Below are 16,482 nucleotides of genomic sequence, written 5' to 3' on the forward strand. Positions count from 1 at the left end.
GCGAGGACGGAACGCGGCTACGCCGCCGCGGCGGGCTGCGCCTCAGGGTGATGCCAAGGCGTGAGGATGCGCGGGCCGGCCGCGGTGATCGCGATCGTGAACTCGAAGTGGGCGGCGAGCGAGCCGTCCTGGGAGTAGATCGCCCAGCCGTCGTCGCCCATGCGGACCATGTGGCGGCCGACGTTGACCATCGGCTCGACGGCGAGGACCATGCCCTCCTTCAACACGACGCCCTTGCCCGGGTCGCCGTAGTTGGGGACCTGGGGCTCCTCGTGCATGTCGCGGCCGATGCCGTGGCCGACGAGCGACTTGACGATCGAGAGGCCGTGGGACTCGACGTGCTCCTGCACGGCGTGGGAGACGTCGCCCAGGCGGTTGCCGGCGCGGCACTGCTCGACGGCCTTGAAGAGCGCGCCCTCGGTGACGTCCAGGAGTTTGAGGGCGACCGGCGAGACGTCGCCGACCGGGAAGGTGCGGGCGGCGTCGGCGACCCAGCCGTCCTTCACGACGCCGATGTCGACCGAGATGATGTCCCCGCGGGTCAGCTTGAACTTGCCCGGGATGCCGTGGACGACCATGTCGTTCGGCGACGCGCAGATCGAGCCGGGGAAGCCCTTGTAGCCCTTGAAGGCGGGCGTCGCGCCCTGGGAGCGGATGAACTTCTCCGCCGCCTGGTCCAGATCGGCCGTGGTGACGCCGGGCCGGATCTTCCCCGCAAGGAGATCCATGGTTCGCACCAGGATCTCGCCCGCGGCCGCCATCTGCTCGATCTCGGCCGGGGACTTGCGGATGATCACAGCCGTTCCTCCAACCGCAGCGTCGCGAGCGTCGCGCGGATGTGGTCGTGCACCTCCGTCTTGTCCCGCGTCCCGTCGAAGCGGCGCAGGAGACCGCGCTCGTCGTAGTAGTCCTTGAGCGGCTCGGTCATCTTGTGGTACGTCGTCAGGCGCTTCTGGACGGTCTCGGGCTCGTCGTCCTTGCGCTGGAAGAGCGGCTTGCCATCCTGATCGCAGACATTGTCGTGCTTGGGCGGGTCGAACTCCACGTGGTAGAGATGCCCGTTCGAGCACTGGCGGCGACCGCTCAGACGCTGGAGGACGACCTCGTCCGGAGCGTCGATGCTCAGAGCGGCGGTCAGCCGGCGGCCCAGCTTGTCCAGCTCCTCGCTCAGCGCGTCGGCCTGGCCGACCGTGCGCGGGAAGCCGTCGAGCAGGAAGCCGTCGTCGCCCTCGTCCTCGACCTTGTCGAGGATCATCGCGATCACGAGCTCGTCGGGGACGAGGTCCCCGTTGTCCATGTACTCCTTGGCCTTGCGGCCGAGCTCGGTGCCGTTCTCCTTGTGCTCGCGCAGGAGGTCGCCGGTGCCGATGTACGGCAGGCCGAAGTCCTCGCGCAGGCGGGCGGCCTGGGTGCCCTTACCGGCCCCGGGCGGGCCGAGGAGGATCAGATTGAGCTCGCTCATGGCTACTTCAGGAAGCCTTCGTAGTTGCGCATCATCAGCTGGGCCTCGAGCTGCTTCATCGTGTCGAGGGCCACACCCACGACGATCAGCAGCGACGTTCCGCCGAAGTAGAAGCTCGACGGCGCGTTCGTGAAGGCGATGATGATGGTCGGAAGCGCCGCGACCGCAGCGAGGTACAGCGCTCCCGGGAACGTCAACCGGGCCAGGATGCGGTCCAGGAACTCGGCCGTGGGCCGGCCTGGCCTCACGCCCGGGATGAAGCCGCCGTACTTCTTCAGGTTGTCGGCCTGATCAACAGGGTTGAACGTGACCGCCGTATAGAAGTACGTGAACAGGATGATCATGATCGTCTCGCCGAGCACGTACGCCCAGCGACCTGGGTTGAAGAAGGTCGCGAGACCCTCCAGGCCCGGGACGAGCTGGCCGATCGTGGGCGGGAACGCCATGATCGACGCGGCGAAGATGACCGGGATCACGCCGGCCATGTTCACGCGCAGCGGCAGGTAGGTCTGGCCGCCGGAGCTCATGCGACGCCCGATCACGCGTTTGGCGTACTGGATCGGGATCCTTCGCTGGCCCTCCTGGATGAAGACCACCGCCGCGACCACGCCGATCGCCAGGAACGGCATGATGATCTTGAAGACCGGGTCGGGGTTCGTCCACCAGGCCTGGATGCCGTGCGGCAGGCGCGCGACGATCGACGCGAAGATCATCAGCGAGATGCCGTTGCCGATGCCCCGCTGGGTGATCAGCTCGCCCATCCACATGACGAGGATCGAGCCCGCCGTGAGGCACAGGACCACGAGGATCACCGTGCCGGCGTTGAAGTTGTTGAACACCGGGGTGCCGCCGGCGGAGCCCTGCGAGCGGAACAGGAACGTGTAGCCGACCGCCTGCGCCGCGGCGAGGCCGACGGTCAGGTAGCGCGTGTACTGCGTGATCCGCGCCTGCCCGACCTCGCCTTCCTTCTGCAGCTTCTCGAGCGCCGGCGACACGACCACCAGCAGCTGCAGGATGATCGACGCCGTGATGTACGGCATGATCCCGAGCGCGAACAGCGCGATCCGTGACAGACCGCCGCCGGTGAACGTGTTCAGCAGCCCCAGCACACCGCTGGAGTAGTTGTTCTGGATGTCGTCCACGGCCTGGGTGTTGACACCCGGGACGGGGATGAACGAGCCCAGGCGATAAAGCGCCAGGACCGCCATCGTGAACAGGATCTTGTTGCGGATCTCCGCGACCCGGAACGAACTGAAGATCGTGGAGATCATGCCGCTGCTCTCGCTTTAGTCCTCGATGACCTGAACGCTGCCGCCCGCACCCTCGATCGCCTCGCGGGCGGACGAGGAGAACTTGTGCGCGGACACGGTGAACTTCTTCGTCAGCTCACCGCGGCCGAGGATCTTGACCGGCACGTCGCGGGTCTTCGCCAGGCCGGTGGCCTTGAGCTCAGCGAGCCCGATCGCCGCACCGTCGTCGAAACGCGCCTCGAGATCGTCCAGGTTCACGTGCTGCGTGTGCGTCCGGAACATCTCGAACGGCATGGACATCTTCTTGTTCGGGCCGCGCAGCTTGCGCATCCGCATGTGGAGCGGGTTCTGGCCGCCCTCGAAGCGGGCGCGCTGCTTGGCACCGGCGCGCGAGTTATAGCCCTTGTGGCCACGCCCGGACGTCTTGCCATGGCCGGAGCCGTGACCGCGACCGACGCGCTTGCGGTCCTTCTTGGAGCCGGGAGCCGGCTTCAGCGAATGGAGCCCGACCGCCTCGGCGGCGAGCTCCTCGTTGACGGCGTCCTGCTCACTCATGACTTCTCCTCGACCACAACGAGATGGCGGACGGCGTGGACCATGCCGCGAAGCGGCTCGGAGTCCGGACGCTCCACCGACTTGCCGATGCCGCGCAGGCCCAGCGAGCGCAGCGTGTCGCGCTGACGGCCGTTGGTGCCGTTGGCGGACTTGACCTGGGTGATGACGAGCGTGCTCACGCCGTGACCTCCTCGGTGGCCTCGGCCTCAGCCGGAGCCTCCTCGGCGGGAGTCTCGACCGCGACCGGCTTGGCGCTCAGGCCGAGGACCTTGTCCACGGAGAGGCCGCGGAGCGCCGCGATCTCCTCGGGCTTGCGCAGGTCCTGGAGGCCGGCGATCGTCGCCTTGACCAGGTTGATCGGGTTCTGGGAGCCGAGCGACTTCGAGAGGATGTCGTGGATCCCGGCGAGCTCGAGCACCGCGCGCACACCACCGCCGGCGATGACGCCGGTACCGGGGGACGCGGGCTTCAGGAAGACGCGGCCGGAGCCGAAGATGCCCGTGGTCTGATGGGTGATCGTCGAGCCGTGGCGCGGAACCCGGAACAGGTTCTTCTTCGCGCGCTCGACGCCCTTCTGGATCGCCAGCGGGACCTCGTTGGCCTTGCCGTAGCCAACGCCCACGACGCCGTTCTCGTCGCCGACGACGACCAGAGCGGTGAACGAGAACCGCCGGCCGCCCTTGACGACCTTGGCGACGCGGTTGATCTCGACGACGCGTTCCTGAAGGTCGAAGCCAGAGGCTGAGATTGATCGATCGGGGGCTGCCATGGAGTCCTAAAGGGTAGAAGGGGGCTGCGTCGCCTTAGAAATTAAGGCCGCCCTCGCGGGCGCCCTCGGCCAAGGCCTTGACACGGCCGTGGTACTGGTAGCCGCCGCGATCGAACACGGCGGAGTCGATGCCGGCGGCCTTGGCGCGCGACGCGAGCAGCTTGCCCGCCTCGGTCGCCTGCTCCATCGGCTTGAGCGTGCGCAGGTCGGCCTCGGTCCACTGGACCGAGACGACCGTGCGGCCCGCGTCGTCGTCGACGAGCTGGGCGAACACGCCACGGTTGGAGCGGAACACCGAGATGCGCGGGCGCTCGGCGGTGCCGTGCACCTTCGCGCGGACGCGGCGGCGGCGCTTGAGGCGCCGGGTGGGCGGAGAGACAACGGTCATGCGCGCTTACCGACCTTCCGGGCGACGTACTCGCCCTGGTAACGGATGCCCTTGCCCTTGTAGGGCTCCGGCGGCCGCTGCTTGCGGATGATCGCGGCGATCTCGCCGACGACTTGCTTGTTGTTGCCCTTGACGATGACGCGCGTGGGCTGCGGCACCTCGAACTCGATGCCCTCCGGCGCCTTGATCGGCACCGGGTGCGAGTAGCCGAGGGCGAGCTCGAGGTCCCTGCCCTTGAGCTGCGCGCGGTAACCGACGCCCTGGATCTCCAGCGTCTTGGTGAAACCGACGGTGACGCCCTCGACCATGTTCGCGATCAGCGAGCGCGTGAGCCCGTGGAGGGCCCGGTGCTCGGCGCGGTCGGTCGGGCGGGCCACCGTGAGGACGCCGTCCTCCTGGGAGACCGTGATGTCCCGGTTCTTGCGCTCCTCGAGGTTGCCCCGGGGGCCGGAAACGCGCACGACCTCAGGCTCGATCGTCACGGTGACGGTCGAGGGGACGTCGATGGGCTTTCTACCGATACGGGACATGCGGACTACCAGACCTCGGCGACGACCTCGCCACCGACGCCCGCAGCGCGAGCCTCGTGGCCGGTCATGACGCCGTGCGAGGTGGACAGGATGGTGGTGCCCATACCGCCGAGGACCTTCGGGATGCTCTTGGAATCCACGTAACGTCGCTGGCCCGGGCGGGACACCCGGCGCAGGCCGGAGATCACCGAAGTCCGGTTCTCAGTGTACTTGAGCCGGATCAGGATCTTGTCCGCCGCGGAGCCGGGGACGCCCGGCGCCTCGTCGAAGCCCTCGATGTAGCCCTGCTCGGTGAGGATCCGGGCCATTTCCTTCTTGAGTCCGCTGGAGGGGATCTCCACCGTCTCGTGCGCGGCCATGATGCCGTTCCTGATCCGGGTCAGGAAGTCGGCGATGGGGTCGGTCATCGACATGAGCGACTACCAGCTCGACTTCGTCATGCCGGGGATGAAGCCGTTGTGCGCCAGCTGGCGCAGGCACAGGCGGCACAGCCCGAACTTGCGGTACACCGCGCGCGGGCGACCGCAACGCCGGCAACGCGACTGCTGCCGCGTCTTGTACTTCGGCGTGCGGTTGGCCGCAACGATCTTTGAGGTCTTAGCCATTCGAGAAGTTCTCTCTTGGTCGTAATCAGGCGGCCACGGGCTCGCGGCCGGCGATGCTTTCGTATTCCTTCGGGCGCCCATCGCGCGCGAACGGCATGCCGAGCGCGTCGAGGAGGGCGAACGCCTCACGGTCGGAACGCGCCGACGTCGTGAAGGCGACATCCAGGCCACGGACCTGATCGACCGTGTCGTAGTCGATCTCCGGGAAGATGACCTGCTCCTTGATGCCCATGTTGTAGTTGCCACGGCCATCGAAGGACTTCGGGTTCAGACCGCGGAAGTCACGCAGGCGCGGGAGCGCCACGGACGTCAGACGGTCGATGAACTCGTACGCGCGCTGGTCGCGCAGGGTGACCGTCAGGCCGACGGGCATGCCCTCGCGCAGCTTGAACGCGGCGACCGACTTGCGGGCGCGGCGGATGTTCGGCTTCTGGCCGGCGATATCCGCCAGCTGCCCCAAGGCCGCCTCGAGCATCTTCGAGTCCTGCTTGGCCTCGCCCACGCCCATGTTGAGCGTGACCTTCAGCAGACGCGGGGCCTGCATCGGCGTCGAATACCCGAACTTCGCCACCAGGGCGTCGCGGATCTCGTCGTTGTATCGGTCCTTGAGGCGTGCCATCAGTCGAGCTCAGCTCCGGAGCGGCGGGCGACGCGAACGCGCTGGCCCTGCTCGTTGGTCTTGTGGCCCACGCGGGTGGGCTTGTGTTCCTTCGGGTCCACGATCGCCACGTTGGACACGTGGATCGGGCCCTCCTTCTCGATCACCCCGACCTGCAGGTTGGGGCGGCCGGGCACCGGGCGCTGGTGGCGCTTGATCATGTTCAGGCCCTCGACGAAGACGCGGCCCTTGGCCGGCTCGACGCGGATGACCTTGCCGGTCTTGCCCTTGTCCTTGCCCGAGATGACGATCACGTTGTCGTCAGTGCGGATCTTCGCCATGCCTAGAGCACCTCCGGGGCGAGCGAGACGATCTTCATGAAGCCGCCGTCGCGCAGCTCGCGCGCCACCGGGCCGAAGATGCGCGTGCCGCGCGGGTTGTTCTGGGCGTCGATGATCACGGCCGCGTTCTCGTCGAAGGCGATGTACGTGCCGTCCTCGCGCCCGAACTCCTTCTTCGTGCGCACGACGACGGCCTTGACGACATCGCCCTTCTTGACCGTCCCGTTCGGGTTGGCCTGCTTGACCGTGGCCACGATGATGTCCCCGACGCTCGCGTAGCGGCGGCGTGAGCCGCCCATCACGCGAATCGTCAGGATCTCGCGCGCGCCGGTGTTGTCGGCCACGCGCAGCCGGGTCTCGTTCTGGATCATCGAGCACGCTCCAGCACATCCAGCAGCCGCCAGCGCTTGGTGCGCGACATCGGCCGGCACTCCTGGACGCGAACCGTGTCGCCCGCCTGGGCGTTGTTGGACTCGTCGTGGGCGTGCAGGGTCACGGAGCTGCGGAGGATCTTGTGGTAGCGCTTGTGCCGGCGCGCGATGTCCACGCGCACGACGATCGTCTTGTCCGCCTTGGCGGAGACGACGATGCCCTGGCGCACCTTCGGGCGGCCGGGGCCATGCTCGGGGGCGTGCTGCTCCTCGGCGACGGGAGCCGCCGCACGAGCCTCGGCACGCTTGACCTTCTGCTTGGCGCGGTACGCACGGCGCTGCTTGGCGTTGCGCTCCTTGTGAGCGGCACGCTCGGCCAGGCGGTCCTCCAGCGTGCGCGGGCCCGAGGCCGTCTTGGCCTTGGCCGCGCGCGCGGCGGCGTTGCGTTCCTTGCGGGTGGCGGTGGGCTCCTCGGAGGCCGGCGCCGCGTCGGCGGTCGCCTCCGTGGAGGTCACCTCCTCCGTGGTCTCAGTTGTGGTCTCTTCGGATTCAGCCATCGTTCTTCGCAGTCGGGTCGATGCCGCGCTGGCGCGCGACGGTCAGGGCGCGGGCGAGGTCGCGCTTGGCGCCCCGCAGCCCGGCCGTGTTCTCGAGCTCGCCGGTGGCGTGCTGGAGACGCAGGCCGAACAGCTCACGGCGCTGGGTCGCGATGTGCTCGCGCAGCCCGTTGTCGTTGAGGTCACGGAGTTCGGTCGACTTCATCACTGACCGTCCTCGCGCAACACGAACTTGGTCTTCACAGGCAGCTTATGACCCGCCAGCCGCATGGCCTCGCGGGCGAGGTCCTCCGGCACGCCGGAGAGCTCGAACATCACGCGGCCCGGCTTGACGACGGCGACCCAGCCCTCCGGGTTGCCCTTACCGGAACCCATGCGGGTCTCGGCCGGCTTCTTGGTGAAGGCCTTGTCCGGGAAGACGTTGATCCACACCTTGCCGCCACGCTTGATCTTGCGGGTCATCGCGATACGAGCGGCCTCGATCTGGCGGTTGGTGAGCCAACCGGCCTCGAGGGCCTTCAGGCCGTAATCGCCGAAGGCGACCGTCTGCTGACCCCGCGAGAGGCCATGCCGACGCCCGCGATGCACCTTGCGGAACTTGACGCGCTTAGGGGAGAGCATTAGCGGGAGATCCCTCCGGAAAGGTCCGGACGCCCACCGCCACGGCCACCCTGGCCGCCGCGACCGCCGCCACCGCCTCCGCCGCCACGGCCACCGCCGCCGCCGCCGAAGCCGCCGCCGCCACCGCGACCGCCGCCTCCGCCGCCACGGCCACCGCCGCCGCCGCCGAAGCCGCCACCGCCGCCGCCACGGCCACCGGGTCCGCCGCCGCGGCCACCGCCGCCGCCGCCACCCTGGCCACCGCGCCCACGGCCTCCGCCGCCGCGCCCGTCGCCGCGCCCGCGGCCGTCACGGCCGCGACCGCCACGGCGGTCGTCGTCACGGTCCTGGCCACCGGTCGCCGGCTCGTCGAGCGACGTCAGGTCCTGACCGGCGTAGCCGGCCGGCATGATCTCGCCCTTGTTGATCCAGCACTTGACGCCGATGCGACCGAACGTCGTACGGGCCTCGTAGAAGCCGTAGTCGATGTCGGCACGCAGCGTGTGCAGCGGCACGCGGCCGTCGGAGTAGGACTCCGAGCGGGCCATCTCGGCGCCGCCGAGGCGGCCGCCGACCTGGATCTTGCAGCCCTTGGCGCCCGAGCGCATCGCGCTCGTGAGGGCGCGCTTCATCGCGCGCCGGAAGGCGACGCGGTTCTGCAACTGCTCGGCGATCGACTGCGCGACGAGCTTGGCGTCGAGCTCGGGCCGCTTGATCTCCAGGATGTTGACCTTGATGGCCTTGCCGGTCATCCGGTGCAGGTCGCGCCGCAGCGCGTCCACCTCGGACCCCGACTTGCCGATCACGATGCCCGGACGGGCCGTGTGGATGTTGACCTCCACCTCGGCAGCGTCCTTGCGGATCGTGATGTCGGAGAGGCCGGCGTGCGCGAGCTTGTTCGTGATGTGATCGCGAATCCGGACGTCCTCGATCAGAAAGTCCGAGAACTGGCGCTCAGAGAACCAGTTGGACTTCCAATCGTGGATGTAGCCCACGCGCATCGCCTCGGGATGAACCTTCTGACCCATGGCGGGCTAGGACTCCTTCGGGGTGAGCGTGATGGACAGATGCGAGGTGCGCTTGCGAATCCGCGTCGCGCGACCCATGGCGCGAGGCCGGTAGCGCTTCAGCGTCGGCCCCTCGTCAGCGTGGACGTTGAAGATCCGCAGATCCTCACCGACCAGTTCGTGGTTGTGCTCGGCGTTGGCGACGGCCGACTCGAGCAGCTTGCTCCAGGCCTTCGCCGCGCCACGGGGCGTGAACGCGAGGATCGCGCGCGCCTCGTTGACGTCCTTGCCGCGGATGTGATCGCAGACGAGCCGCGCCTTGCGGGCGGACGTGCGCACGTACTTGGCCTGCGCGGAGACCTTGAGCCCGACCGGGACGGCCTTGGGCTCCTCCGCCTTGCGGCCGCGGCGCGCCGCGCGCGAGCGCTTCGCGGAGTCCTTGGCCTCCTCGGCGGCTTCCTCGGCCTGCTCGGCGGCCTGCTCGGCCGCGCGGGCCTTGCGGGCGCGCTTGGGCTTGGGCGCCTCAGCGGCGGCCTCGGCAGCCTCCTCGGCCTTCTCCGCCTGCTCCGCGGCCTCCTCGGCAGCGGCCTCGGCGGCCGGGGTCTCCTCGGCGGCCTCGGCGGCTTCCTCCGCGGCCTCGGCGGCCACGGCGGCGGCCTCGTCGGCGCGCTCGACCTGATCGACGGGCTCGGACGACGCCTCCGGCGTCTCCTCGACCTCGTCCTTCTTGTCTTCAGGCTCGGTCATCGCACCTTGCCCTTCGAGTCATGCCCGCGGTACGTGCGCGTGGGAGCGAACTCGCCGAGCTTGTGCCCGACCATCGACTCCGAGACGAACACGGGAACGTGCTTGCGCCCATCGTGGACGGCGATCGTGTGACCCACGAACTCCGGGAAGATCGTCGACGCGCGCGACCAGGTACGGATCATCGTCCGCTGGTTGGCGTCGTTCATCTTCTCGATGCGCTCGAAGAGACGATCCTCGACCCAGGGCCCCTTCTTGGAGGAACGGCTCATCAGCGGCCACCCTTCTTGCCGCGGCGACGGCCGCGGACGATGTAACGGTCGGACTGCTTGCCCTTCTTACGGGTGCGGTAGCCGATCGTCGGCACGCCCCAGGGCGTCTGCGGGTGGTTGCCCAGCGGCGTGGCACCCTCGCCACCGCCGTGCGGGTGGTCCACCGGGTTCATGGCGGTACCGCGCGTCTGCGGGCGCACGCCCATGTGACGCTTGCGGCCGGCCTTGCCGATGGTGACGTTCTGGTGGTCGGAGTTGCCGACCACGCCGACGGTCGCCCGGCACGCCGACTCGACCATGCGCATCTCGCCCGAGGGCAGGCGCAGCGTCGCGTAGGTGCCTTCCTTGGCCATCAGCTGCACGCCGACACCCGCGGAGCGGGCGAGCTGGGCGCCGCGGCCCGGCTTGAGCTCGACGTTGTGCACCAGGGTGCCGACCGGCATCGACGACAGCGGCATCGCGTTGCCGACCTGGATGTCGGCGCCTGCGCCCGAGATCACCGTCATGCCGACCCGCAGGCGGTTCGGGGCGATGATGTAGGACTTCGTGCCGTCCACGTAGTGGAGCAGCGCGATGTACGCGGTGCGGTTGGGGTCGTACTCGATCGCCGCGACCTTGGCGGGGATCGCGTCCTTGGTCCGCTTGAAGTCGATCTTGCGGTACAGGCGCTTGGCGCCGCCGCCGCGATGCCGTGCCGTCTTGCGGCCGAGCGCGTTGCGACCACCGGACTTCTTCAGACCCTCGACGAGGCTCCGCTCCGGCTCGGTCTTCGTGATCTCCTGGAAGTCCGGGAACGTGATGAACCGGCGACCGGGAGACGTGGGCTTGGGCTTACGAATCGGCATGGCTTAGAGGTCGGCCTCGAGGCCCTGGAAGATCGGGATGGTCTCGCCGGGACGCACCTGGACCACGGCCTTCTTCCACGCCCGGGTGCGGCCGGCGGTGACGCCGCGGCGCTTGGGCTTGGAGGGGACCTTGGAGGTGCGCACCTCGACGACGTGAACGTCGAACAGCGCCTCGACGGCCTGCTTGATCTGCGTCTTGTGCGCCTTGTCGTGCACGCGGAACGTGTACTTGTCCGCGGTCGCCAGGACGTAGCTCTTCTCGGAGACGACCGGGCGGATGATCACCTGGCTGTGGTCCATCAGACCTTCGCCTCCTTGCGGGCCCGCGCCGTCAGGTTGTCGAGCGCGCTCTGGGAGAGCACGAGCGTCGCCGCCCGCACGAGATCGGCCACGCCGATGTCGTCGACGTGCAGGACGATCACGCGCGAGAGGTTGCGGAAGGACTTGGCCGCGGTCAGCTCGTCGTCGTGCAGCGCAACCAGGACCGAGCCGCCACGGTGGGCGTTCAGCAGGTCGGCGGCCTTGGACGTGCTCGGCGTATCGCCGAACCCGGGAGCGTCGACCACATGGATCGTCCCGCGCTCCGCGTGCACGGACAGCGCGGAGCGCAGCGCGGCACGGCGGGCCTTGCGGTTGACCTTGAGGATGTAGTGACGCGGGCTCGGACCGAAGACCGTGCCGCCGCCCGTCCAGATCGGCGAACGGCTGGTGCCGGCGCGGGCGCGGCCCGTGCCCTTCTGGCGCCACGGCTTCGCGCCACCACCCGAGACCATGCCACGGGTCTTGGTGGAGTGCGTCCCCTGCCGGCGCGCGGCCAACTCGGCCACGACGACCTCGTGCACCAGCGGACCGTTGAACGGCTGCTCGAACACGTCGGCGTCGAGGTCGACGGCGGCGCCGCCACCCAGTGCGGGGGCCTTAGGCATCGGTACGCACCTCCACGGTGTCTCCCTTGGAACCGGGGACGGAGCCGCGGACCATCATCAGGTTCTGCTCGGGCATGAGCTCGACGATCGTCAAGCCCTTCTGCGTCACGCGCTTGCCGCCCATGCGGCCCGGGCCCTTGATGCCCTTGAACACGCGCGACGGCGTCGCGGACGCGCCGATCGAACCCGGGGCGCGCACGTTGTGCGAGCCGTGGGCCTTGGGACCGGCGGCGAAGTTATGGCGCTTGATCGTCCCCTGGAAGCCCTTGCCCTTGCCCTTGCCGGCGATCTTGACCGTCTGGCCGACCTTGAAGGCCTCCACGGTGACGGTGTCGCCGACCACGAGCTCGCCGGCCTCGTCGCGGAACTCCACGAGCGTCTTGACCGGGGGCGCGTCAGCCTTCTTGAGGTGGCCGAGCAACGGCTTGTTCAGGGCTTTCTCGCGCACGGCACCGAATCCGAGCTGTACAGCTTCATAGCCGTCGGCCTCGTGCGTGCGGATGGCCGTGACCGGGCAAGGGCCGGCCTCGAGCACCGTCACGCGCTCGACACGACCGTCGTCGAGGAAGCGCTGGGTCATTCCCAGCTTCTTGGCGAGGATGGCGGGCATCAGTTGAAGGCGAGTCGGATCTCGATGTCCACACCGGCCGGGAGATGGTCGAGACGCTGAAGCGAGTCGACCGTCTTCGGGGTGGGCTGATGGATGTCGATCAGGCGCTTGTGCGTCCGGATCTCGAAGTGCTCCTGGGAGTCCTTGTCCTTGAAGGGGGACTTCACCACGGCATACACGTTCTTCTCGGTCGGCAGCGGCACCGGGCCGGAGACAGTGGCGCCAGTCCGCGTCGCGGTCTCGACGATCTCCTTGGCCGCGGTCTCGATGGCCGACGAGTCGTACGCCTTGAGACGGATGCGGATCTTGTTCTGGGCTATGGCCACGTTCTGTCCGGTACTTGGAGTGAAATCTGTGCTGGCTACTTGCGCGCAATGAGGGCGGCCCCCGGGCACCGGGGCCCGCCCTCTAAAGGTCGTATCTTGCGATTCGCGGCGGGCGTTGTGCGCCCGCCGCGGGGAACTACCTGCTTACTGAATGATCTCCGTGACGACGCCGGAGCCCACGGTGCGGCCACCCTCGCGGATGGCGAAACGCAGGCCGGCGTCCATGGCGATCGGCTGGATCAGCTCGACCTCCATCTGGATGTTGTCGCCCGGCATGACCATCTCCGTGCCCGCGGGCAGGTTGGCGACGCCGGTCACATCCGTCGTGCGGAAGTAGAACTGCGGCCGGTACCCGTTGAAGAACGGAGTGTGGCGGCCACCCTCCTCCTTCTTGAGGACGTAGACCTCAGCCTTGAACTTGGTGTGCGGGGTGATCGAGTTCGGCTTGCAGAGAACCTGCCCGCGCTCGATCTCCTCGCGCTTGATGCCGCGCAGGAGGCAGCCGACGTTGTCGCCGGCGCGCCCCTCGTCGAGGATCTTGCGGAACATCTCGACGCCGGTGACGACGGTCGAGCCGACTTCCTTGTGGATGCCGACGATCTGGACCGTGTCGCCCGTGTTGACGATGCCCTGCTCGATGCGGCCCGTGGCCACCGTGCCGCGACCCGTGATCGAGAAGACATCCTCGACCGGCATCAGGAACGGCTTGTCCAGGTCGCGCTCGGGCTCCGGGATGTACGTGTCCAGCTGGTTGCCCAGCTCGATGATCTTGTCGACGTACTCCTGATCGCCCTCGAGCGCCTTCAGCGCCGAGCCGATGACGAACGGAACGTCGTCGCCCGGGAAGTCGTACTCGTTGAGCAGGTCACGGACCTCGACCTCGACGAGCTCCAGGAGCTCCTCGTCGTCGACCATGTCGGCCTTGTTGAGGAACACGACGATGTACGGCACGCCCACCTGACGGGCGAGCAGGATGTGCTCGCGCGTCTGCGGCATCGGGCCGTCGGCCGCCGAGACCACGAGGATCGCGCCGTCCATCTGCGCGGCGCCCGTGATCATGTTCTTCACGTAGTCCGCGTGGCCGGGGCAGTCGACGTGGGCGTAGTGACGCGCCTCCGTCTCGTACTCGACGTGGGACGTGGCGATGGTGATGCCGCGGGCCTTCTCCTCAGGAGCGTTGTCGATCTCCTCGAAGGACCGGGCCTGACCGCCGTACTTCTCCGACAGGACCTTGGTGATGGCCGCGGTCAGCGTCGTCTTGCCATGGTCGATGTGACCGATGGTGCCGACGTTGACGTGCGGCTTATCCCGCGTGAACTTCTCCTTCGCCACTTTCTATTCGCTCCTAATCTCGAAATCTGTCCTGAGGCGAACCCGTGCAGACTACCGCGTCTACGCGGGAACCGGCACTCCGGTGCGGCCCTCGACCACCTTCTCGGCGATGTTGGGCGGCACCTCCTCGTACTTATCGAACTGCATGGTGTACGTCGCACGGCCCTGAGACATCGTGCGCACGTCGGTTGCGTAGCCGAACATCTCGCTCAGCGGGACGTGCGCCGACACCACCTGGGCGTTACCGCGCGGCTCCATGCCGTTGACCCGACCGCGCCGGCGGTTGAGGTCGCCGATCACGTCACCCATGTACTCCTCGGGCGTGACGACCTCCACGGAGAAGATCGGCTCGAGCAGAACCGGCTTGGCCCGCTTCGCCGCCTCCTTGAACGCCAGCGAACCGGCGATCTTGAAGGCGATCTCCGACGAGTCCGTGTCGTGGAACTTGCCGTCCACGAGCGTGACCCGCACGTCGACCATCGGGTAACCGGCGCGCACGCCGTTCTCCAGGGCCTCTTCGACGCCCTTCTCGATGGCCGGGATGAACTCGGTCGGGATCGAGCCACCCTTGATCTTGTTGACGAAGTCGAAGCCTTCGCCCGGCGCCGGCTCGATGTCGATGTAGACGATGCCGTACTGGCCCGAGCCACCCGTCTGACGGACGTGGCGACCCTCGATCTTCTGTGCCGTGCCCTTGACCGTCTCACGGTAGGAGACCTGCGGGCGGCCGACGTTGGCCTCGACCTTGTACTCGCGCATCATGCGGTCGACCAGCACCTCGAGGTGCAGCTCGCCCATGCCCGAGATCTCGGTCTGCCCGGTCTCCTCGTTGGTCCGGACCTGGAACGTCGGGTCCTCCTCGGCCAGGCGGCCGAGAGCGACGGACATCTTCTCCTGGTCGGACTTCGTCTTGGGCTCGATCGCCACGGAGATCACCGGGTCGTCGAACTCGATCGCCTCGAGCTTGATCGGCTTGTCAGGCGCCGCCAGCGTGTCGCCGGTGACGACCTGCTTGATGCCGACCGCGGCCGCGATGTCGCCCGAGTAGACCTCGGTGACGTCCTCGCGGTCGTTGGCGTGCATCATCAGGATGCGGCCGATGCGCTCGGTGCGCCCGGTGGTCACGTTGAGCACGCGCGAGCCGGCCTCGAGCTTGCCCGAGTAGACGCGGAAGTACGTGAGCTTGCCGACGTACGGGTCGGCCATGATCTTGAACGCCAGCGCGGCGAACGGCTCGGAGTCGTCGGCGTGGCGCTCGGCCTCGCGGTCGTCCTCGCCCTTGACCGGCTCCAGGCCCTTGACGGCCGGGACGTCCAGCGGCGACGGCAGGTACGCGATGACCGCGTCCAGCAGCGGCTGCACGCCCTTGTTCTTGAACGACGAGCCGCACAGCACCGGCGTGAGCTGGCTGGAGAGCGTGGCCTTGCGGATGGCCTCGACCAGCCGCGCCTCCGGGATCTCCTGCTCCTCGAGGATCATCTCCACGAGCTCGTCGTCGTAGTGCGAGACCTCCTCGAGCAGGTGCTCGCGCGCGATCGTCGCGTCGTCGAGCAGCTCCGCCGGGATGTCGATGACCGACACGTCCTTGCCGAGGTCGTCGTTGTAGACGACGGCCTTCATGGCGACGAGGTCGATGATGCCCTTGAAGTCGCCTTCCGCGCCGATCGGCAGCTGGATCGGCACCGGGTGGGCGCCGAGGCGGTCGATCATGGTCTGCACGCCGCGCTCGAAGTCGGCGCCGATGCGGTCCATCTTGTTGATGTAGGCGATACGCGGCACGGCGTACTTGTCCGCCTGGCGCCAGACCGTTTCAGACTGTGGCTCTACACCTGCAACAGAGTCGAAGAGGGCGACAGCACCATCGAGCACGCGCAGCGAGCGCTCGACCTCGACCGTGAAGTCCACGTGGCCGGGGGTGTCGATGATGTTGATGCGGTGATCAGCCCACTCGCACGTCGTGGCGGCGGAGGTGATCGTGATCCCGCGCTCCTGCTCCTGCTCCATCCAGTCCATGGTCGCGGCGCCTTCGTGCACCTCGCCCATCTTGTGGGACCGGCCGGTGTAGTACAGGATGCGCTCGGTCGTCGTCGTCTTGCCCGCATCAATGTGGGCCATGATCCCGATGTTCCGGGTCTTTTCGAGCGTGAACTTGCGCGGCATGGAGATATCTCTTCTCTGTGTGCGGTCTTCCTGCGTAGGCTGCCCCGACTACGGGCAAAGAAACGGGCCCTCTCGGGCCCGTGTCGTTTCACATAGTGCGAGGCCCTGTTCGCGGGTGGGCTATGTCTCGCGTGACTCCATGTGAAGGACCGGGTGCTGCGGCGACGTGCGTCTGCACGCTGCGCAACGGCAAGCGAATATAGCAGGGGTTAGACGCGATGGTCGCTGTCGGCG

25 protein-coding genes and 1 pseudogene are annotated in these 16,482 nt (G+C 68.1%); all 26 read right to left on the reverse strand.

Annotation, left to right across the window (positions count from 1 at the left end):
* Nucleotides 1-17: 17 nt before the first annotated feature.
* The 26 genes and pseudogenes from map to fusA all read right to left on the reverse strand — a co-directional run bounded on the left by map (nt 18) and on the right by fusA (nt 16,248).
* Nucleotides 18-797, reverse strand: a complete 780-nt coding sequence (gene map / locus G569_RS0100410; protein WP_028061938.1) for a type I methionyl aminopeptidase — start codon at nt 795-797, stop codon at nt 18-20.
* A complete protein-coding gene (locus tag G569_RS0100415) occupies nt 794-1,462 on the reverse strand; it encodes an adenylate kinase (protein ID WP_028061939.1) in 669 nt (222 codons plus the stop codon). The genes map and G569_RS0100415 overlap by 4 nt, the downstream gene beginning before the upstream one ends.
* A 2-nt stretch (nt 1,463-1,464) precedes the next feature.
* A complete protein-coding gene (secY, locus tag G569_RS0100420; RefSeq protein WP_028061940.1) occupies nt 1,465-2,733 on the reverse strand; it encodes a preprotein translocase subunit SecY in 1,269 nt (422 codons plus the stop codon).
* Nucleotides 2,734-2,748: 15 nt separating this feature from the next.
* Nucleotides 2,749-3,267 (reverse strand): 50S ribosomal protein L15, encoded by a 519-nt coding sequence (rplO, locus tag G569_RS0100425; RefSeq protein WP_053225639.1) that lies wholly within the window; start codon nt 3,265-3,267, stop codon nt 2,749-2,751.
* A complete protein-coding gene (rpmD, locus tag G569_RS0100430) occupies nt 3,264-3,446 on the reverse strand; it encodes a 50S ribosomal protein L30 (RefSeq protein ID WP_028061942.1) in 183 nt (60 codons plus the stop codon). The genes rplO and rpmD overlap by 4 nt, the downstream gene beginning before the upstream one ends.
* A complete protein-coding gene (rpsE, locus tag G569_RS44415) occupies nt 3,443-4,036 on the reverse strand; it encodes a 30S ribosomal protein S5 (RefSeq protein ID WP_037494130.1) in 594 nt (197 codons plus the stop codon). The genes rpmD and rpsE overlap by 4 nt, the downstream gene beginning before the upstream one ends.
* Nucleotides 4,037-4,070: 34 nt before the next feature.
* Nucleotides 4,071-4,424, reverse strand: coding sequence for a 50S ribosomal protein L18 (gene rplR, locus G569_RS0100440; RefSeq protein WP_028061943.1), 354 nt, complete (start codon nt 4,422-4,424; stop codon nt 4,071-4,073).
* Nucleotides 4,421-4,954: a 50S ribosomal protein L6 gene (gene rplF / locus G569_RS0100445; protein ID WP_028061944.1), complete on the reverse strand. Its 534-nt coding sequence runs from the start codon at nt 4,952-4,954 to the stop codon at nt 4,421-4,423. Before rplF ends, rplR begins: the two co-directional genes overlap by 4 nt.
* A 5-nt stretch (nt 4,955-4,959) precedes the next feature.
* The gene (rpsH, locus tag G569_RS0100450; protein WP_028061945.1) at nt 4,960-5,367 is read right to left on the reverse strand and encodes a 30S ribosomal protein S8; all 408 of its coding nucleotides are present in this window, start codon (nt 5,365-5,367) and stop codon (nt 4,960-4,962) included.
* Between the two features lie 6 nt (nt 5,368-5,373).
* Nucleotides 5,374-5,559, reverse strand: coding sequence for a type Z 30S ribosomal protein S14 (locus G569_RS60700; protein ID WP_084283986.1), 186 nt, complete (start codon nt 5,557-5,559; stop codon nt 5,374-5,376).
* 25 nt (nt 5,560-5,584) lie between these two features.
* A complete protein-coding gene (gene rplE, locus G569_RS0100460; RefSeq protein WP_028061947.1) occupies nt 5,585-6,178 on the reverse strand; it encodes a 50S ribosomal protein L5 in 594 nt (197 codons plus the stop codon).
* Complete coding sequence (rplX, locus tag G569_RS0100465; RefSeq protein ID WP_028061948.1) at nt 6,178-6,498, reverse strand: 50S ribosomal protein L24; 321 nt, start codon at nt 6,496-6,498, stop codon at nt 6,178-6,180. Before rplX ends, rplE begins: the two co-directional genes overlap by 1 nt.
* Nucleotides 6,499-6,500: 2 nt before the next feature.
* Nucleotides 6,501-6,869 (reverse strand): 50S ribosomal protein L14, encoded by a 369-nt coding sequence (gene rplN / locus G569_RS0100470; RefSeq protein ID WP_028059511.1) that lies wholly within the window; start codon nt 6,867-6,869, stop codon nt 6,501-6,503.
* Entirely contained in the window at nt 6,866-7,426 is a 561-nt protein-coding gene (gene rpsQ, locus G569_RS66260; RefSeq protein ID WP_084283988.1) for a 30S ribosomal protein S17, read from the reverse strand. The genes rplN and rpsQ overlap by 4 nt, the downstream gene beginning before the upstream one ends.
* Nucleotides 7,419-7,631, reverse strand: coding sequence for a 50S ribosomal protein L29 (gene rpmC, locus G569_RS0100480; protein WP_028061950.1), 213 nt, complete (start codon nt 7,629-7,631; stop codon nt 7,419-7,421). The genes rpsQ and rpmC overlap by 8 nt, the downstream gene beginning before the upstream one ends.
* Nucleotides 7,631-8,047, reverse strand: a complete 417-nt coding sequence (gene rplP, locus G569_RS0100485; RefSeq protein WP_028061951.1) for a 50S ribosomal protein L16 — start codon at nt 8,045-8,047, stop codon at nt 7,631-7,633. Before rplP ends, rpmC begins: the two co-directional genes overlap by 1 nt.
* On the reverse strand, nt 8,047-9,054 hold the full coding sequence (rpsC, locus tag G569_RS66265; RefSeq protein WP_028061952.1) for a 30S ribosomal protein S3: 1,008 nt from the start codon (nt 9,052-9,054) through the stop codon (nt 8,047-8,049). Before rpsC ends, rplP begins: the two co-directional genes overlap by 1 nt.
* A 6-nt stretch (nt 9,055-9,060) precedes the next feature.
* Nucleotides 9,061-9,399 (reverse strand): annotated as a pseudogene (gene rplV, locus G569_RS65105) (50S ribosomal protein L22); the annotation flags it as partial.
* Nucleotides 9,400-9,776: 377 nt separating this feature from the next.
* Entirely contained in the window at nt 9,777-10,049 is a 273-nt protein-coding gene (gene rpsS, locus G569_RS0100500) for a 30S ribosomal protein S19 (protein WP_028061954.1), read from the reverse strand.
* Nucleotides 10,049-10,894: a 50S ribosomal protein L2 gene (rplB, locus tag G569_RS0100505; RefSeq protein ID WP_028061955.1), complete on the reverse strand. Its 846-nt coding sequence runs from the start codon at nt 10,892-10,894 to the stop codon at nt 10,049-10,051. Before rplB ends, rpsS begins: the two co-directional genes overlap by 1 nt.
* Before the next feature lie 3 nt (nt 10,895-10,897).
* Complete coding sequence (gene rplW, locus G569_RS0100510; protein ID WP_028061956.1) at nt 10,898-11,194, reverse strand: 50S ribosomal protein L23; 297 nt, start codon at nt 11,192-11,194, stop codon at nt 10,898-10,900.
* Entirely contained in the window at nt 11,194-11,820 is a 627-nt protein-coding gene (rplD, locus tag G569_RS0100515; protein ID WP_028061957.1) for a 50S ribosomal protein L4, read from the reverse strand. The genes rplW and rplD overlap by 1 nt, the downstream gene beginning before the upstream one ends.
* Nucleotides 11,813-12,430 (reverse strand): 50S ribosomal protein L3, encoded by a 618-nt coding sequence (gene rplC / locus G569_RS0100520; RefSeq protein ID WP_037494133.1) that lies wholly within the window; start codon nt 12,428-12,430, stop codon nt 11,813-11,815. The genes rplD and rplC overlap by 8 nt, the downstream gene beginning before the upstream one ends.
* Nucleotides 12,430-12,750, reverse strand: coding sequence for a 30S ribosomal protein S10 (gene rpsJ / locus G569_RS44430; protein ID WP_037494334.1), 321 nt, complete (start codon nt 12,748-12,750; stop codon nt 12,430-12,432). The genes rplC and rpsJ overlap by 1 nt, the downstream gene beginning before the upstream one ends.
* 150 nt (nt 12,751-12,900) lie before the next feature.
* The gene (tuf, locus tag G569_RS0100525) at nt 12,901-14,088 is read right to left on the reverse strand and encodes an elongation factor Tu (RefSeq protein ID WP_028061959.1); all 1,188 of its coding nucleotides are present in this window, start codon (nt 14,086-14,088) and stop codon (nt 12,901-12,903) included.
* Nucleotides 14,089-14,148: 60 nt separating this feature from the next.
* Nucleotides 14,149-16,248, reverse strand: coding sequence for an elongation factor G (gene fusA / locus G569_RS0100530; protein WP_028061960.1), 2,100 nt, complete (start codon nt 16,246-16,248; stop codon nt 14,149-14,151).
* Nucleotides 16,249-16,482: the final 234 nt, after the last annotated feature.

The organism is Solirubrobacter soli DSM 22325 (genome assembly GCF_000423665.1).
Taxonomy (GTDB): domain Bacteria; phylum Actinomycetota; class Thermoleophilia; order Solirubrobacterales; family Solirubrobacteraceae; genus Solirubrobacter; species Solirubrobacter soli.

Bases quoted from the DNA above. Each gene is read 5' to 3' on its own strand.
- rplX (WP_028061948.1), bottom strand. From the start codon at position 6,498: ATGGCGAAGATCCGCACTGACGACAACGTGATCGTCATCTCGGGCAAG.
- rplC (WP_037494133.1), bottom strand. From the start codon at position 12,430: ATGCCCGCCATCCTCGCCAAGAAGCTGGGAATGACCCAGCGCTTCCTC.
- fusA (WP_028061960.1), bottom strand. From the start codon at position 16,248: ATGCCGCGCAAGTTCACGCTCGAAAAGACCCGGAACATCGGGATCATG.
- rpsQ (WP_084283988.1), bottom strand. From the start codon at position 7,426: ATGGCTGAATCCGAAGAGACCACAACTGAGACCACGGAGGAGGTGACC.
- rplO (WP_053225639.1), bottom strand. From the start codon at position 3,267: ATGAGTGAGCAGGACGCCGTCAACGAGGAGCTCGCCGCCGAGGCGGTC.
- rpsC (WP_028061952.1), bottom strand. From the start codon at position 9,054: ATGGGTCAGAAGGTTCATCCCGAGGCGATGCGCGTGGGCTACATCCAC.
- rplE (WP_028061947.1), bottom strand. From the start codon at position 6,178: ATGGCACGCCTCAAGGACCGATACAACGACGAGATCCGCGACGCCCTG.
- rplP (WP_028061951.1), bottom strand. From the start codon at position 8,047: ATGCTCTCCCCTAAGCGCGTCAAGTTCCGCAAGGTGCATCGCGGGCGT.
- G569_RS60700 (WP_084283986.1), bottom strand. From the start codon at position 5,559: ATGGCTAAGACCTCAAAGATCGTTGCGGCCAACCGCACGCCGAAGTAC.
- rpsE (WP_037494130.1), bottom strand. From the start codon at position 4,036: ATGGCAGCCCCCGATCGATCAATCTCAGCCTCTGGCTTCGACCTTCAG.
- rpsS (WP_028061954.1), bottom strand. From the start codon at position 10,049: ATGAGCCGTTCCTCCAAGAAGGGGCCCTGGGTCGAGGATCGTCTCTTC.
- rplW (WP_028061956.1), bottom strand. From the start codon at position 11,194: ATGGACCACAGCCAGGTGATCATCCGCCCGGTCGTCTCCGAGAAGAGC.
- rplD (WP_028061957.1), bottom strand. From the start codon at position 11,820: ATGCCTAAGGCCCCCGCACTGGGTGGCGGCGCCGCCGTCGACCTCGAC.
- rplR (WP_028061943.1), bottom strand. From the start codon at position 4,424: ATGACCGTTGTCTCTCCGCCCACCCGGCGCCTCAAGCGCCGCCGCCGC.
- rplF (WP_028061944.1), bottom strand. From the start codon at position 4,954: ATGTCCCGTATCGGTAGAAAGCCCATCGACGTCCCCTCGACCGTCACC.
- secY (WP_028061940.1), bottom strand. From the start codon at position 2,733: ATGATCTCCACGATCTTCAGTTCGTTCCGGGTCGCGGAGATCCGCAAC.
- rpsH (WP_028061945.1), bottom strand. From the start codon at position 5,367: ATGTCGATGACCGACCCCATCGCCGACTTCCTGACCCGGATCAGGAAC.
- rpmC (WP_028061950.1), bottom strand. From the start codon at position 7,631: ATGAAGTCGACCGAACTCCGTGACCTCAACGACAACGGGCTGCGCGAG.
- rplN (WP_028059511.1), bottom strand. From the start codon at position 6,869: ATGATCCAGAACGAGACCCGGCTGCGCGTGGCCGACAACACCGGCGCG.
- rplB (WP_028061955.1), bottom strand. From the start codon at position 10,894: ATGCCGATTCGTAAGCCCAAGCCCACGTCTCCCGGTCGCCGGTTCATC.
- G569_RS0100415 (WP_028061939.1), bottom strand. From the start codon at position 1,462: ATGAGCGAGCTCAATCTGATCCTCCTCGGCCCGCCCGGGGCCGGTAAG.